Origin of the sequence: Pseudomonas sp. Sample_21, assembly GCF_004307525.1 — a bacterium.
GTDB lineage: Bacteria > Pseudomonadota > Gammaproteobacteria > Pseudomonadales > Pseudomonadaceae > Aquipseudomonas > Aquipseudomonas atacamensis.
In genome coordinates this window covers 1-16353 of the sequence record NZ_RCNZ01000012.1, presented here as the reverse complement: position 1 = coordinate 16353, position 16353 = coordinate 1, and the positions used below count along the sequence as shown (strand labels likewise).

At 60.6% G+C, this 16353-nt stretch carries 13 protein-coding genes; 6 read left to right on the top strand and 7 right to left on the bottom strand.

The window, feature by feature from the left end; all coding sequences use genetic code 11:
- Window positions 1-175: 175 nt before the first annotated feature.
- Window positions 176-529 (bottom strand): hypothetical protein, encoded by a 354-nt coding sequence (locus tag D8U71_RS00945; RefSeq protein ID WP_016774987.1) that lies wholly within the window; start codon window positions 527-529, stop codon window positions 176-178.
- A gap of 294 nt (window positions 530-823) precedes the next feature.
- On the opposite strand from D8U71_RS00945, the gene D8U71_RS00940 reads away from it, so the two are divergent.
- Complete coding sequence (locus D8U71_RS00940) at window positions 824-2218, top strand: hypothetical protein (RefSeq protein WP_016774986.1); 1395 nt, start codon at window positions 824-826, stop codon at window positions 2216-2218.
- Window positions 2219-2697: 479 nt separating this feature from the next.
- On the top strand, window positions 2698-7593 hold the full coding sequence (locus D8U71_RS00935; RefSeq protein ID WP_125927361.1) for an NAD-glutamate dehydrogenase: 4896 nt from the start codon (window positions 2698-2700) through the stop codon (window positions 7591-7593).
- A gap of 61 nt (window positions 7594-7654) precedes the next feature.
- Here D8U71_RS00935 and D8U71_RS00930 read toward each other — a convergent pair whose 3' ends face one another.
- From D8U71_RS00930 to D8U71_RS00910, 5 genes are all read right to left on the bottom strand, one after another.
- Window positions 7655-8956: a hypothetical protein gene (locus D8U71_RS00930; protein WP_130886984.1), complete on the bottom strand. Its 1302-nt coding sequence runs from the start codon at window positions 8954-8956 to the stop codon at window positions 7655-7657.
- A gap of 293 nt (window positions 8957-9249) precedes the next feature.
- On the bottom strand, window positions 9250-9963 hold the full coding sequence (locus D8U71_RS00925; RefSeq protein WP_125927363.1) for an ATPase: 714 nt from the start codon (window positions 9961-9963) through the stop codon (window positions 9250-9252).
- Window positions 9964-10180: 217 nt separating this feature from the next.
- Window positions 10181-10582, bottom strand: coding sequence for a cupin domain-containing protein (locus D8U71_RS00920; protein WP_130886983.1), 402 nt, complete (start codon window positions 10580-10582; stop codon window positions 10181-10183).
- Between the two features lie 192 nt (window positions 10583-10774).
- Complete coding sequence (locus tag D8U71_RS00915; RefSeq protein WP_016774982.1) at window positions 10775-11068, bottom strand: putative quinol monooxygenase; 294 nt, start codon at window positions 11066-11068, stop codon at window positions 10775-10777.
- 123 nt (window positions 11069-11191) lie between these two features.
- Window positions 11192-12625: a PLP-dependent aminotransferase family protein gene (locus D8U71_RS00910; protein ID WP_130886982.1), complete on the bottom strand. Its 1434-nt coding sequence runs from the start codon at window positions 12623-12625 to the stop codon at window positions 11192-11194.
- A gap of 367 nt (window positions 12626-12992) precedes the next feature.
- Here D8U71_RS00910 and D8U71_RS00905 point away from each other — a divergent pair, with 367 nt between their 5' ends.
- Window positions 12993-13433 (top strand): carboxymuconolactone decarboxylase family protein, encoded by a 441-nt coding sequence (locus tag D8U71_RS00905; RefSeq protein WP_130886981.1) that lies wholly within the window; start codon window positions 12993-12995, stop codon window positions 13431-13433.
- 149 nt (window positions 13434-13582) lie between these two features.
- Here the strand turns inward: D8U71_RS00905 and D8U71_RS00900 are convergent, their stop codons facing one another.
- Window positions 13583-13870 (bottom strand): hypothetical protein, encoded by a 288-nt coding sequence (locus tag D8U71_RS00900; protein WP_231991035.1) that lies wholly within the window; start codon window positions 13868-13870, stop codon window positions 13583-13585.
- A 164-nt stretch (window positions 13871-14034) separates the two neighbouring features.
- Here D8U71_RS00900 and D8U71_RS00895 point away from each other — a divergent pair, with 164 nt between their 5' ends.
- Genes D8U71_RS00895 through D8U71_RS00885 form a run of 3 tightly spaced genes read left to right on the top strand, consistent with a single transcriptional unit; the run spans window position 14035 to window position 16276 of the window.
- Window positions 14035-14757, top strand: coding sequence for a secretin and TonB N-terminal domain-containing protein (locus tag D8U71_RS00895; RefSeq protein WP_177434872.1), 723 nt, complete (start codon window positions 14035-14037; stop codon window positions 14755-14757).
- Entirely contained in the window at window positions 14754-15305 is a 552-nt protein-coding gene (locus tag D8U71_RS00890; protein ID WP_122698125.1) for an RNA polymerase sigma factor, read from the top strand. Before D8U71_RS00895 ends, D8U71_RS00890 begins: the two co-directional genes overlap by 4 nt.
- Window positions 15306-15337: 32 nt before the next feature.
- Complete coding sequence (locus D8U71_RS00885) at window positions 15338-16276, top strand: DUF4880 domain-containing protein (protein ID WP_130886979.1); 939 nt, start codon at window positions 15338-15340, stop codon at window positions 16274-16276.
- Window positions 16277-16353: the final 77 nt, after the last annotated feature.

The following is a 16353-nucleotide window of genomic DNA, read 5'->3' as shown; positions in this document are numbered from 1 at the left end:
GGGCGTTACTTTAATCCATCGCGGGGGGCGGCGACTAACGGCATTTTGTGCAAAAGAGCAAAAGATTGGGCGCTGGTTCCGGCCTCTTCACGAGCAGGCTCGCTCCCACAGGGTCTGATGTACGCATTCCAATGTGGGAGCGAGCCTGCTCGCGAAAGGGCCAGCCCGGTCAACATCAAACCTCGCTGATAAAGGTCCCGGTCCCATCGAGAATATTCTTCAAAGTCTCAACAACCTCATCCATATCCACCATATCCGGATTAAAACTGATCTCCAGCACATCATCGCCATTCAACGCATCGGCATCCGCCGCAGCAATCTCGATCTTCAGCAGTTTCGACGTCAGCGTGACCTTCACCCCGTCAAGCGTCGAAGGCTCGCCATCCAGCGTGATCTCCAGCTCATCCTCATCCGGATAACGGCTCATCAGGAACATCTCGCCCTTGTCGCTGTGGCAGCAGAGCATGGCCATGTTGTCTTCTTCGTCGTCGCACGGGTTGACGATCAGTAGGGCGGTGGTCATTTGCATTGGGGGAAATCCTGGGCAGTGGCGGCGGTGAATCTGTTCGAAGGCGCGATTTTGCCAGTCTCAACCGGTTTGCGCTGCCTGCATCGGTAAAAAGTGGCAAAGCAGGACATTTCTGTCGCCCGGTTCCGAGCGGCAAGAAGGGAAAATCCGACGCCGGCGTAAGGCAATTACCGGATGGGCAAAATCCACCCGAAATTGCGATTTTTCGCTTGTGATCGCCGCCTTTTTACCGTTAGTTTCGCCGCTCTTGCGCAATGGAGTGCGTTACGACAACCCCAAAAAGGGAACTTTGCCATGACCCAATATTTCGACCGCGCCGAAGAAATCCGCCACCTGTCCGATGAACAGATCGAGGAAATCTACAAGCGCTATCTCGAAGGCGAGAAAACTGCCGCGCTGATGGCGGAATTTCAGATCCCTGCAACGGTGCGCAGTCTGCTCAAGGTTTTGCCCCCGGTTATCAGTGCCGACCTCAGTTGTCCTTACTGCAAACTGCCGATGTGGGTGCGCCGACACGCCAGGGGTACTCCGCTTTCGCTGCGCAGTACCTTCAAATGCGTACGCTGTGAGCACCAGCAAAGCCTACCCGGCACCAATACCCGCCACACGACTTGCAGCTGCACAGAATGTTTCAAGGTGCGCCAGCAGCAGCTTGCCGCCCGGGCCACGCGTGATCGCCTGGAATTGGAAGCTCGGTATGGCGCGCGATGCCCCGCAGTGCCTTACGCCAATCTGGGGTTTGTGCAGAAGCTGACGTTGCTCGCTTTGCTGGATGATGGTTATGGCGCGACCGTTGAATGGATTGCGCCGTTGAATGCGCCATCCAGAGAAGAGCTGCTCGCACTGACGTTCGAGGCCCGTGAAGAGTTGCTCAAAAGCCTGCACGAAGCCGGGGTGCTGGCAGTTTCCACCGATTCCGACATCAACGCCTTCGATCGCAGCGAGGGCTGCAATATCCGCGAGTACAGCGCGGTGCGCTGGCTGCCCAGCGTCACGCTCGACGGCGTAACGCGCTGTGCCCGCGAGAATTTGTATCAGGTGCTGTATCAGGAGTTGTCAGGCAGCGTCAAAGCCGCCTGGAAGAGCGAAATCTATTCGCTGGTCTTCAGTCTCGCCCGCGAAGCGTCCATTCAATACATCCGTGTGCTGGCCGCTGAAGTGGATTTTGCCTTCACGGCCGAAGCCCGTGCCGAGGAGGTGGTCGGGCAGTTGCTGCAGGACTTCTCGGTGAGTCAGTTGTATTACTTCGCCCGCCTGGCGGTACGAAACGCCGCGCACTTTTATGCCACCGGCAATTCCAAAGGGCGCAGCCACGCCTCCAACACCATTCCGCGCAACATGCTGAGCACGGCGCAGGACGCGCTCGCGCGCAACTGGCGCAAGAACGCCCATCGCGATGCGCGAGTACCGCAAACGGCCTTGCAGCGCTTGCTCTACGACGTGGTGCTCAAGGACAGCGGCGCCGGATTTTCCAAATCGCCGGGCATGTACTGGCGTGACGAACTGGTCCCGCAATTCTTTTCCGCCGTGGCGTTCGACAGCGACTTGCTCAGCCATCTGCGCCTGTTCTGCCGCGAATGCGATTCGAGCAACATCGACGCCAGCATGGACAAGCAGATCCTGCAGACGATGTGCTACGACTGCGCCACGGTGAGCAAATTCAGAGCCTTTGAGGAACTGCCGGACTGATCCGCGTCAACCGCTGGCGCTGAACCGGATGCCACGCTCAGGGTCGATAACAGGGCCTTGGGCGTTTTCGTTTCCGGATATGTAACGTCCTCGGCGACCGACCTGGCACGAAAGTCCCGTGAAACCGGGGTTTCGAACCTGCATTTCGGCGCACGCCTGCTAGTGTTGATGCAGGCCAAACCCTGCATTTACGTGCCAATGACCGAATATGTCGCAGCACCGCAAGCAGACACATTGTCGCACCCATTAAGCTGCGCAACGGATGAGCACCCGTAAAGGCATTGCCGGCAGTGCTGGCAGTCGCTTTTGCAGATGCTCATTCATGGAAGGTGAATGTGACCTGAGTGTCCCGTCCAGCTTCACCCACCTGTCTCCCTGTTTCCTCTGCCCGAGAATCAGGAACAGGGCGACACCAGCCCCGAAAGGGGCGTTGCACGCGACGCTTTCCATCAATAACAAGCTTAAGCGGAGTACCACAGATGGCGTTCTTCACCGCAGCCAGCAAAGCCGACTTCCAGCACCAACTGCAAGCGGCACTGGCGCAGCACATCAGTGAACAGGCACTGCCACAAGTGGCGCTGTTCGCTGAACAATTCTTCGGCATCATTTCCCTGGACGAGCTGACTCAACGTCGCCTCTCCGACCTCGCTGGCTGTACTCTTTCTGCGTGGCGCCTGCTTGAGCGCTTCGATCACGCGCAACCGCAAGTGCGTGTCTACAACCCCGATTACGAACGCCACGGCTGGCAGTCGACCCACACCGCGGTCGAAGTGCTGCACCACGACTTGCCATTTCTGGTCGACTCGGTGCGTACCGAGCTGAACCGTCGCGGCTACAGCATTCACACCCTGCAGACCACCGTGCTCAGCGTACGTCGTGGCAGCAAGGGCGAATTGCTGGAAGTCCTGCCAAAAGGCAGCACCGGCGAAGGCGTGCTGCACGAATCGCTGATGTACCTGGAAATCGACCGTTGCGCCAACGCGGCCGAGCTGAATGTGCTGAGCAAAGAGCTTGAGCAGGTGCTCGGTGAAGTGCGCGTCGCCGTCGCTGACTTCGAGCCGATGAAAGCCAAGGTGCAGGACATCCTCACCCAGCTGGACAACAGCGCCTATCCGGTCGATGCCGACGAAAAGAACGAAATCAAGAGCTTCCTGGAATGGCTGGTGGGCAACCACTTCACCTTCCTCGGCTACGAAGAGTTCGTGGTTACCGATCAGGCCGATGGCGGCCACATCGAGTACGACCAGAATTCCTTCCTCGGCCTGACCAAACTGCTGCGCACCGGCCTGACCTACGAAGACCTGCGCATCGAAGACTACGCCGTGTCCTACCTGCGCGAACCGACCCTGCTGTCGTTCGCCAAGGCTGCGCACCCGAGCCGCGTACACCGTCCGGCTTACCCGGACTACGTGTCGATCCGTGAAATCGACGCCGACGGCAAAGTCATCAAGGAACACCGTTTCATGGGCCTGTACACCTCCTCGGTGTATGGCGAGAGCGTGCGGGTCATCCCGTTCATCCGCCGCAAGGTCGAAGAAATCGAGCGCCGCTCCGGCTTCCAGTCCAAGGCTCACCTGGGCAAGGAACTGGCGCAGGTCCTCGAAGTGCTGCCGCGTGACGACCTGTTCCAGACCCCGGTCGACGAACTGTTCACCACCGTGATGTCGATCGTGCAGATCCAGGAACGCAACAAGATCCGCGTGTTCCTGCGCAAAGACCCGTACGGTCGCTTCTGCTACTGCCTGGCCTACGTGCCGCGCGACATCTATTCCACTGAAGTGCGCCAGAAGATCCAACAAGTGCTGATGGAGCGCCTGAAGGCTTCCGACTGCGAGTTCTGGACCTTCTTCTCGGAATCCGTGCTGGCCCGCGTGCAGCTGATTCTGCGCGTCGATCCGAAGAACCGCCTCGACATCGACCCGGTACTGCTGGAAAAAGAAGTGGTCCAGGCCTGCCGCAGCTGGCAGGACGACTACGCCGCACTGACCGTCGAAAGTTTCGGCGAAGCCCACGGCACCAACGTGCTGGCCGACTTCCCGAAAGGCTTCCCGGCCGGTTACCGCGAGCGTTTTGCCGCGCATTCGGCCGTGGTCGACATGCAGCACCTGCTGAGCCTCAACGAAAAAAATCCGCTGGTGATGAGCTTCTATCAGCCGCTCGGTCAGGTCTCCGGCCAGCGCGAGCTGCATTGCAAGCTGTATCACGCCGACACGCCGCTGGCGCTGTCCGACGTCCTGCCGATTCTGGAAAACCTCGGCCTGCGCGTACTCGGTGAATTCCCGTACCGTCTGCGCCACACCAACGGCCGCGAATTCTGGATTCACGATTTCGCCTTCACCGCCGCTGAAGGTCTGGACCTCGACATCCAGCAACTCAACGACACCCTGCAGGATGCGTTCGTGCACATCGTGCGTGGCGATGCCGAGAACGATGCGTTCAACCGTCTGGTGCTGACCGCCGGTCTGCCATGGCGCGACGTGGCGCTGCTGCGTGCTTACGCGCGTTACCTGAAGCAGATTCGTCTGGGCTTCGACCTGGGTTACATCGCCAGCACTTTGAACAACCACACCGACATCGCTCGTGAACTGACCCGGTTGTTCAAGACCCGCTTCTACCTGGCGCGCAAGCTCGGCAGCGATGATCTGGAAGACAAGCAACTGCGTCTGGAACAAGCGATTCTGACCGCACTGGACGACGTTCAGGTGCTCAACGAAGACCGCATCCTGCGTCGTTACCTCGACCTGATCAAAGCCACCCTGCGCACCAACTTCTATCAGACTGACGCCAACGGCCAGAACAAGTCGTACTTCAGCTTCAAGTTCAACCCGCATGCGATCCCTGAGCTGCCGAAGCCAGTGCCGAAGTTTGAAATCTTCGTCTACTCGCCACGCGTCGAAGGCGTGCACCTGCGGTTCGGCAACGTTGCCCGTGGTGGTCTGCGCTGGTCCGATCGTGAAGAAGACTTCCGTACCGAAGTGCTCGGCCTGGTAAAAGCCCAGCAAGTGAAAAACTCGGTCATCGTGCCGGTGGGTGCGAAGGGCGGCTTCCTGCCGCGTCGTCTGCCACTGGGCGGCAGCCGTGACGAGATCGCGGCCGAGGGCATCGCCTGCTACCGCATCTTCATTTCCGGCCTGTTGGACATCACCGACAACCTGAAGGACGGCGCACTGGTACCGCCGGTCAACGTCGTGCGTCATGACGACGATGACCCGTACCTGGTGGTCGCAGCGGACAAGGGCACTGCAACCTTCTCCGACATCGCCAACGGCATCGCCATCGACTACGGCTTCTGGCTGGGTGACGCGTTTGCGTCCGGTGGTTCGGCCGGTTACGACCACAAGAAAATGGGCATCACCGCCAAGGGCGCGTGGGTCGGCGTGCAGCGCCACTTCCGCGAGCGCGGCATCAATGTTCAGGAAGACAGCATCACCGTGGTTGGCGTCGGCGACATGGCCGGCGACGTGTTCGGTAACGGCCTGTTGATGTCCGACAAGCTGCAACTGGTCGCTGCGTTCAACCATATGCACATCTTCATCGACCCGAACCCGAACCCGGCGACCAGTTTCGTCGAGCGTCAGCGTCTGTTCGATCTGCCGCGTTCGGCCTGGACCGACTACGACACCAGCATCATGTCCGAAGGTGGCGGTATCTTCTCGCGCAGCGCGAAGAGCATCGCGATCTCGCCGCAGATGAAAGAACGCTTCGACATCCAGGCTGACAAGCTGACCCCGACCGAACTGCTCAATGCCTTGCTCAAGGCGCCGGTGGATCTGTTGTGGAACGGCGGTATCGGCACCTACGTCAAGGCCAGCACCGAAAGCCACGCCGATGTCGGCGACAAGGCCAACGATGCACTGCGCGTCAACGGTAACGAGCTGCGCTGCAAAGTCGTGGGCGAGGGCGGTAACCTCGGCATGACCCAACTGGGTCGTGTGGAATTCGGCTTGAATGGCGGCGGTTCCAACACCGACTTCATCGACAACGCCGGTGGCGTGGACTGCTCCGACCACGAAGTGAACATCAAGATCCTGCTGAACGAAGTGGTTCAGGCCGGTGACATGACCGACAAGCAACGCAACCAGTTGCTGGCGAGCATGACCGACGAAGTCGGCAATCTGGTGCTGGGCAACAACTACAAGCAGACTCAGGCCCTGTCCCTGGCGGCGCGCCGTGCCTACGCGCGCATCGCTGAGTACAAGCGTCTGATGAGCGATCTGGAAGGCCGTGGCAAGCTGGACCGTGCCATCGAATTCCTGCCGACCGAAGAGCAACTGACCGAGCGCGTCGCTGAGGGCCACGGCCTGACCCGTCCTGAGCTGTCGGTGCTGATCTCCTACAGCAAGATCGACCTCAAGGAACAGCTGCTGGGCTCGCTGGTGCCGGACGACGATTACCTGACCCGCGACATGGAAACGGCGTTCCCGCCGACCCTGGTCAGCAAGTTCTCCGAAGCCATGCGTCGTCACCGTCTGAAGCGCGAGATCGTCAGCACCCAGATCGCCAACGATCTGGTCAACCACATGGGCATCACCTTCGTGCAGCGACTCAAAGAGTCGACCGGCATGAGCCCGGCGAACGTGGCTGGCGCTTACGTGATCGTGCGCGACATCTTCCACCTCCCGCACTGGTTCCGTCAGATCGAAGCGCTGGACTATCAGGTTTCCGCTGATGTGCAGCTGGAGCTGATGGACGAGCTGATGCGTCTGGGCCGTCGTGCCACGCGCTGGTTCCTGCGTGCCCGCCGCAACGAGCAGAACGCTGCCCGTGACGTCGCGCATTTCGGTCCGCACCTGAAAGAGCTGGGCCTGAAGCTCGACGAGCTGCTCAGCGGCGAAATCCGCGAGAACTGGCAGTCGCGCTATCAGGCGTACGTCGAAGCCGGTGTGCCGGAATTGCTGGCGCGTATGGTTGCGGGCACCTCGCACCTGTACACGCTGCTGCCGATCATCGAAGCCGCCGACGTCACCGGGCAGGACCCGGCCGAAGTGGCCAAGGCTTACTTCGCCGTCGGCTCTGCGCTGGACATCACTTGGTACCTGCAACAGATCAGCGCCTTGCCGGTGGAAAACAACTGGCAGGCTCTGGCCCGTGAAGCGTTCCGTGATGACGTCGACTGGCAGCAACGGGCGATCACCATCTCCGTCCTGCAACAGGGCGACGGTTCCCAGGACGTGGAAGCACGCCTGGCGCTGTGGATGGCCCAGCACGAAAGCATGATCGAACGCTGGCGCGCCATGCTGGTGGAAATCCGTGCTGCGAGCGGTACGGACTACGCCATGTACGCGGTGGCCAACCGCGAACTGCTGGATCTGGCGTTGAGCGGGCAAGCGATCGTGCCTGCGATCACTGCGAATGCCGAGCTTGAACTGGCGTAAGTAGTGGCTGAATGAAGAAGCCCCGCTCTCGAAAGAGGCGGGGCTTTTTCTTGTCTGTGATTCAGAGCGTATCGGCGCAGCGGAAGGCGAAGCTAGCGACGCCGTCCGCACGGGGCAGGGATGTTCCGGCTACGACAATCTGATTGTTCTGAATAGCAAGGCCTCCCGCCATGTCGAGCACGTCGGTCAGATTGATCACCAGCACACCGTCGTCGGCAAAACCGCGATCCGGAGCGCCGTCCGATTTGAACTGGGCAATGACGATTTCGGAGTCTTCTTCGCCGTGGGTGCTGGAAAGCAACACGATGCGTACGCCTTCTCGCAGCGTGCCAGCAGTCCATTGGATGCCGAAAGGCGCATCGGAATAAGACGTCAGGACTGGCCTCCCTTCATTGAAGTCGCTGGCGTATTTGCCATTTCTGTCGACACAAACCAGAACGCCCCGGTGAACAAGATCCTCCGAGGTGGCGCTACCGATGCCGAGGATGTTGCCATCAGGCATTTCCACCAGTTGGTTGATCTGACTGAGCTTGTCCAGGCGCTCGAACAGGGCAAAACCGTTATCGCCAAAGCTGCTGACAGGCTTACCTGCGGCGTCGAAGAGGGCGATCATTGCGCCGTAGCGGTCTTTACGTGAAACGTAACCTGCGATGGCGAATTTGCCGTCCTGCAGCCGGATCAGTGAGCCAGCCCACGTGGAATTGTCCAGGTATCGAATCGTGATGTAACCCTGTCCTTGGCCAAAGGAAGTGTCCAGAGCCCCGTCGCTATGCAGCCTGATCAAAAGACCGTATTGGTCATTGGGGGAATATTGATGATTGCTCAGGACCATCAGTTTTCCGTCGGCCAGTTCAATGGCATGGCCACTGTAATCGGATGCCGTAGTGCGTTTTTGCTCCGGTGCTACCTCGGACGACGCGAGGGCGGGCAACGGAATCTGGCTAACGATGACCACGCCGTTGTCGCCAAATCCGTTCTCGGGCGTTCCGTCATTGCGAAACATTGCCAAGCAGCGCTGTGGTCGTGCGTATTCGTGTAGGACAAAAGCACCCTGAAGCAACAGATTGTTGTTCTTGAGGATGCTGATGCTGCCACCCGTGGATTTATAGCCCTGCGCGAAAACCCCGCTGGCCACGCCATCCCGGGCAAACGAAGTGTCCTGTGTGCCATCAGGCTTCAACCGCACAATGGCGAACTTGTTGCCCGCGCTGGCGGCGATCAGCAGCTTGCCGTCCGCCGCGACGGTAACTGCGTTGGCGAAGCCGTTTTCCTGATCGGGATATTCAAACCAGGTGAGGCCATTTTTGTTGGGGCCGAAAGTGGGGTCCAGGTTATGCACGGCGGTGTCTTTGACTTCAGTCATGGTCAGCTCCTCGAATACGCTGTTTTTGCGTAAAGCGATCAGTCGATAGAGACCGGCACATCAACGCAGTGCTGGTATTTGGGAAGCTTTCGATCGCGCTGTCCACTGTCAGACCTGACAGTGGACAGCGGGGGATGATTGTGGATCTGGAAGGGATGGCCAGTCTTGGCGGGGATTTAATGTCTGAGGGTTTTTGTGGTGTCTGGTCTGGCGCCTTCGCGAGCAGGCTCGCTCCCACAGGGATTCGCATTCCAAATGTGGGAGCGAGCCTGCTCGCGAAGAGGTATTTACATTCAATACAACTTTTGAGCTGGTTTACCCTCGAGCATCGACACTTTCTCCCCCGGCCGCACGACCAGATTACTCAGCGAACGGTCAAACTCGCGCAACGCCGCCAGCTGCAATTCCTCCTGCTGATTGATATCCGCGACGATCTCTTCCGAGCGCTTGAAGTCCGCCCACACCGGCGTCAGTTCCCGCGCCTGCGAGCCCTTCGCCGTGCCGATGTAGTTCAATTGCGCATCGTAAAAATCAGCACTGACATCCGCGCGGATATCCGAGCTGCGCGAGGTGATCAGTTGGCTATGGGTATCGACGATCGCCACCACATCCGGCCTGGCCGCGCGCAGGCTTTGCATGTCCGGGTACACCGTCACCGAGCCGAACTGGCGTTGCAGCGAAGCGTTGACCCACTCCACCGCCCGATCCGGGCTGGAGCTGGCAACGTAGGCGTCGTGGATCGGTTGCACCAGCAGGCTCTGACCAAAACCGGTGCCGGCCTTGGCCTGATACTCGCGCAAGTATTGGCGATTGGCCTGGGTGCCGGGGCTGTAAATCACCCCCAGCGAGACGCCGGGACCGCTGTTGACCTGAGTAGCACTGCTGCGACCGGTCGGGTGCGGCAGCAGCGTGTCGAGGGATGACACGGCTTGCGGAGCAGTGGGAACAGAGCAGGCAGAGAGCATCAAAACGGAGATCGCCAGCAGGGCGGGAAGCGCAGGTTTCATGGTGTTTCTCCCGTGAAACAAGGTCTGTCGATGAGTGTGCACGGGCCGAAGATATCGGCGGATATTCAGGGTAAACCTGCCGGCCTGACCGTTGGCTGAATAACCTTTGCGTGGTTAGTTTTATTGGCTTTAAGCGTTTGCAGTTAATGCCGCGACGCAATAAAAAAGGCGCAAATGCTCGATTCGCGCCTTTCGTTTATGGCTGATCAGGCAGCCATCAGTTTTCCAGCGGGATCAGCACCTGCTCATCCGGGGCCAGCACCATGAACACCAGCAACTTGGCCGGCTTGGTCGAACTGGCGTTTTTCGACACCAGATGCTCGGAACCGGCCGGCTCGTACCAGAACTGGCCCTTCTTGTAAGTGATCGCTTTTTCGCCCTTGACCTGTGAAATCACCTCGCCGTCGAGCACGTAAGCCATCGCCGTACCCTCGTGTTTGTGCGCGATCGAGGACTGCCCGGGCTGGTAGTCGACTTCGATCATCATGGCTTTTTTGCCGGGGGCGTTTTTCAGCAGTTGTTCCTGCAGAACGGTGATTTTTTCGGATGGATCGTGGGCCATTGCCGAAGCGGAGAGGCTGAAGACGAGGGCGGCAGCGACGAGGTGCAGGGCTTTCATGGCGGGTTACCTGTGATGGTTGGGGTGTGCTCACAGTAGGCCGCAAGGTGGCCGGTTCAAACCGCCAATATTCGCGAAGATCAGGTGACCAATTCTGGTTCAAAAGCAAAGATCGCAGCCTTCGGCAGCTCCTACAGGGGAACGCATTCCAGAGTAGGAGCTGCCGAAGGCTGCGATCTTTTGATCTTGCTTTTAGACGATAGGAAAGCTGTTGAAATCGACGCTATTGGCCAGGCGGCTATCGATCAGGTCGATAAACCCCTGTGCCTCGGGCCGGTTGAAATGCGCCTGCATCGCCGCTTCCGACTGCCAGCGCGCGCTGACCGTCCAGCGGTGGCTGTCCTCGGGGCAGCGGTCGACCAGGTAGGAATCGCAGCCCGGGGTTTCGCGCAGGGTGTCGACGATCTTCTGCAATTGCTTGCCAAGCTCTTCCGAGCGGCCCGCAACCGCCTTGACCTCAACCGTGTTGATCACTTCGTTGGACATTGCTCACACTCCTGAATCAGGCCGGACGAATCCTGCTCATTGAGGGATAACGCCTGTGCAGAATAGGCCTGCCGCCGTGAATCACCAATAACCAATCGGCGGTAAAAGCCTTATACCAACGGCTCATGACAGCTGTTCGAGGATGTCGCGCAGGCGATCGAGGGCGATGTCGATGTCGAGGGTTTCGATGGCGCCGAAGCCGAAATACAGGCCTTCTTTCGCCGGCTGCTGGTAGTAGAAACCACTGATCGCATACAGGCCGACCTCGACCTTTTTTGCCAACTCGATGACCAACGGCAAATCGATCGGCACCTTGCAGAACACCGCCATGTGAAACCCGGCACTGGCCGGCACGGCTTGCAGCCATGGCGCCAGATCCGTCGCCATGCGCTCCAGGATGCGTTCGCGGCGTTGCGCGTAGATCGTGTGGCAGCGGCGGATGTGCTTGAGCAGGCAACCTTCGGCGATGAACTTGGCCAGCGCCCATTGCGGCAGGGTCGAGGCGTGCAGATCGGTCAACTGCTTGGCGCGAATCACCGCTTCGATGATCGACGGCGGCAGGATCGCGTAGCCCAGGCGCAACTCCGGCAGCAAGGTTTTCGAGAAGGTGCCGACGTAGGCGACGATACCGCGCTGATCGAGGTTGTACAGCGAATCGGTGGGCCGGCCCTCGTAGCGGAATTCACTGTCGTAATCGTCTTCGATGATGATCGCGCCGAGCTCATAGGCACGGGCAAGCAGGGCCTCGCGGCGCGCCTGACTCATCGCCATACCCAGCGGAAACTGGTGCGACGGCGTGACATAAATCAGCCGCGTGCCATCGGGAATCTGCTCGACCTGAATACCCTCGGCATCCACCGGCACCCCGACCACTTCGGCGCCGTGTGTGCCGAACAGCAAGCGTGCGGGTGGATACCCTGGATCTTCCATCGCCACCAGATCGCCCGGGCGGGTCAGTACCCGGGCAATCAGATCCAGCGCCTGTTGCGCGCCGTTGCACACCACGATGTCCTCGTCCTGACAGTTGATACCGCGAGAAAAGGCGATGTGCCGGGCGATCGCATTGCGCAGCGCCGGCAAGCCTTCGGCGACGCTGTAGAAGCCTTTCGACTGCGCCATCTGCCGCATCGCATGGGCGACGCAGCGGCGCCAGTCGTCGTGTGGGAACTGGCCTTTGCTGGTGGCGCCACCGATGAAGTCGTAGCGCAGCGAACCTTCCAGCGTCGGGTGACGGAGGAACACCGGCAGATTGCGCCAGCTCTCGATCACCTCGGCACTGGCCAGCTCGGTGTGGCTCTGCTTGCGCTGCACCTGTGCCGGGCGGGCGTTGACGTAGGTGCCTTTGCCGATCACGCCGGTGAGGAAGTTTTCGTAGGTCAACTGCGCATAAGTGTCGGAAATGGTCTTGCGCGAAATGCCCAATTGCTCGGCCAGCAAGCGACTCGGCGGCAACTGCGTACCCGCCGCCAGTCGCCCGGATTCAATCGCCGCGCGCAACTGCTGATACAACTGACCGGCAAGATCCTTGCGGCCGTTGATCACGACATGAAGTTCCATACCGACGAGGCTCCCGGGTGTTGAGTGAAGTGTCGGTCAGATTAGCGTTGTTGGGCTTTTGGCAGTAGTTGCGTGGAGTAAAAACCGCAAATTGGCGCAAGTCCCTGTGGGAGCGAGCCTGCTCGCGAAAGCGGCGGGTCAGTTACCTGATCGTTCCCACGCTCCGCGTGGGAATGCAGCCATGGACGCTCCGCGTCCACTGTGACGCAGAGCGTCACGGGAGGCGTTACCACGCGGAGCGTGGGAACGATCAGCGCGTAAAGGTAGGGGGGCAGTGGTGTAGCCGAAATTCGTGGAATTGGGGCTGTAACACAGCCTGCACAGCCCTTACCGTGAACTCATCATTCCGCCTGCCGAGAGCCGCGCCATGTCCCTGCGTCTGGATTACTACAACGCGTCGCCCAAGGCGATGAAAGCGATGCTTGCCATGGAGGCGCTGACCAGCAATCTGAGTATCGAAGCGCCGCTGCTGCAATTGATCCGGATCCGCGCTTCGCAACTCAACGGCTGTGCGTTCTGCACCGACATGCATTCGGTGGACGCGCGGCGAGCCGGGGAGAGTGATCGGCGTCTTTACGCGATTGCGGTGTGGCGCGACAGCAACTTCTTCAACCCCCGCGAACGCGCGGCGCTGGCCTGGGCCGAGGCGGTGACGCTGTTGGCCGAAAGCCACGTGCCGGATGACGTCTACCAGCAGGCGCGCGAGCAATTTGATGAAGGTGAACTGGTGGACCTCACCGTAGCGGTGAGCACCATCAACAGCTGGAATCGGTTGGCCGTCAGCTTCCGCCAGACCCCGAGTGACTGAAGATCAAAAGATCGCAGCCTTCGGCAGCTCCTACATCTGATCGTTCCCACGCTCCGCGTGGGAATGCAGCCCGGGACGCTCTGCGTCCCATTGGAACGCGGAGCGTCCCTTGAGGCATTCCCACGCAGAGCGTGGGAACGATCAGTCCTTCACTGCGCCGGCCGCTGCGGTTTCACTGATGTGCCAAACGTATTGCCCATCCGCGTACTGGTCGCCGCCGGTGTAGCCAGCCCGACCTGATTCGGCGCGCGCTTGTGCACCGGCACATTCAACGCTTCCATGTTCTTCTGCGCCGCCGCCGCGCCGTCGGGATTGTTGCCCATCTGTTGGCTCAGGCAATCGTAATTCGGCGCCTTGTAACCGCCGACCGTGACCTCGACACAGCCCAACGGCTCCTCCGCCTGCGCTGCACCCACCGTCATCAGCAAGACCCACATCCACCGTGTTTTCATGTCCGCCTCCTGGCCCGCCCGAATGGGCCGCTCTGGGTTTGAGTCTAGTGCAAGCGCGGGGCAAAACCCGTGATGGTTTTTTTGCACCGCCCGTCATACCAGAGTCATAAATGCCCCGCAGGATAGCGATTTTCAGGGGTGCGCCAGTCGTGCAGCGAGGCAGTTCGCGGATCAGTCTTCAGCGCTCGGCGACGCTTGTGCGCCGTGCGGGTCTGGGGTGGCTACTCGGTCTGCTGGCCAACGCGGCCAATGCTGATCCGGCAGCGGCGGACATGCGCATGACCTTGCATATCCCGGCGCAGGAACTGGCCCGGGCGCTGGATCAATACAGCCGCGCCACCGGCGTCGCGGTGTTGGTCGACAGTCAGTTGAGCCGGGGCCGTCGCTCCCTCGCCGTGGATGGCGAATTCACCGCCGCCGACGCCTTGCGCCATCTGCTCGGCGGCACCGGGTTGATGGCGCGCTACGCCCGCGCCGACGCGTTCACCCTGCAAGCGGCGCAAGTGGAGGACCTGCCAGTGCCGACGGACAAACCCACGCCGGTCGCTGTCGCGGTCAACCGCAGTTACGCGACGGCGGTGCAGGCGGCGATCGAGCGCAAGCTGTGCCGTTCGCCGCTGACCCGCCCGGGCAGTTATCGCGCGGTGTTGCAGGTGTGGGTCGGGCGCGACGGCGTGGTGCAGCACAACCGGTTGGTCACTTCGACCGGCGATGTACGGCGCGATAACGCGCTGGTGGAAAGTTTTCGCAACCTCACAATCGATCGGCCGACACCCAGCGCCTTGCGCCAGCCGGTCACGTTGCTGTTGTTACCGGAGTCGTCAGGGAAACGCATGGAATGCACGAGATGGGAAGGAGTTTCCGGGGGATGAAAGACGCCGGACAAAGCGTGATGGGCCAGCTGTTCCTCAGCTCCTACGAGGATTTTCGCGTGCGCCTGCGCCGCCGCCTCGGCTCCGAGGACCTGGCCAATGACGTGCTGCACGAAACCTGGCTGCGGGTCGATCGCATGGAGACCCCGCCAAACCTGCTCAAGCCCAACGCCTACCTGTATCGCATGGCCCTGAACATCGCCGCCGACCGCCGCCAGGCCGATGCGCGGCTGCTCACCGGCACCGAAGTCGAGGAACTGCTGCAACTGGGCGACGAGGCCCTCGACCCGGCGCGGGTGGTCGGCGGGCAAAAGGAAATGCAGGCGCTGCTCAGCGCCTTGTACGAACTGCCCGCACGGCGTCGGCGGATCTTCATCGCCGCGCGGCTGGAAGAGGCGCCGCACCTGGAAATCTCCCAGCGTTTCGGCATTTCCACGCGCATGGTCGAGAAGGAAATCAAAGCCGCGTTGGGCTTCTGCGCAGCGAAACTGGAAAGAAAAGTGTTTCAGCGGTTCGGTCGCGGGGCCGGAAAACCGTCTAGCGAATAGTGACCCGATTAATCCGTTGAGAATTTGCGCGTTTGAACATCTTTCGACTGAAACCCGCCGAGCCTTCGGCCACCGAGTCTCTGCACAGCGAAGCCCAAGATTGGCTGATCCTGCTGACCTCGGGCCGCGCCACCGTCGCCGACGCCCGCGCCCTGCGCGAATGGTGCGCGCAGAGCGGCGAACACGCGCGGGCGTTCGAAGAAACCAAGCGCCTGTGGCATCACCTGCAACCGGCCGCCGAAGCCGTGCAGGGCCGACGCAGCTTCGGTCGACGGGCATTTCTCGGCGGCGCGATTGCCGCGTCAGCCGCTTTCTTGCTGGTGCGCGGCACGATTCCCGGTGGCTTCGAAGGGCTGGGCGCCGACTACATCACCGAAGTCGGCCAGCAACGCCGGGTTGAACCGGCGCAAGGCGTCAGCCTCGAACTCAACACCCAGACCCGCATCAATCAGCGCAGCGTCGAAAACGGTGTGCAGGGCTTTGAACTGGTCAGCGGCGAAGTCGAAGTGCAAACCGCACGCCTGCCACTGGCGATGCAGGCCGGGGCAGGGTGGTTGCACGCCAGTCAGGCGCGCTTCAACCTGCGTAACACCGACCAGCAAGTCTGCGTGACCTGCCTCGACGGCGCGGTCGACGTCGCCATCGACGGCCGCAACCTGCGCCTCGAAGCCGGCCAGCAAGTCACCTACGACGCACGGCAAATCGGCAACGTACAAACCGTCGACACCGCCGCCGTAATGAACTGGCGCCAACAAGTGCTGGTGTTCAACGGCGCGACCCTCAGCCAGATGATCGACGAAATCAACCGCTACCGCCCCGGCATGCTCCTGCTGCTCAACCGCGAACTCGGCCAACGCCGCGTCCAGGCCCGCTTCAACCTCGACCAACTCGCCGGCGTCGCCCTGCTGATCCGCGACGCCTACGGCGTCAAATGCACCGAACTGCCCGGTGGCGTCGTAGTGCTCAGCTAACCAAAGCCCAGCGCAATCCAAATGTAGGAGCTGCCGAAGGCTGCGATCTTTTGATCTTGCTTTTGCTTTCTGTGGGA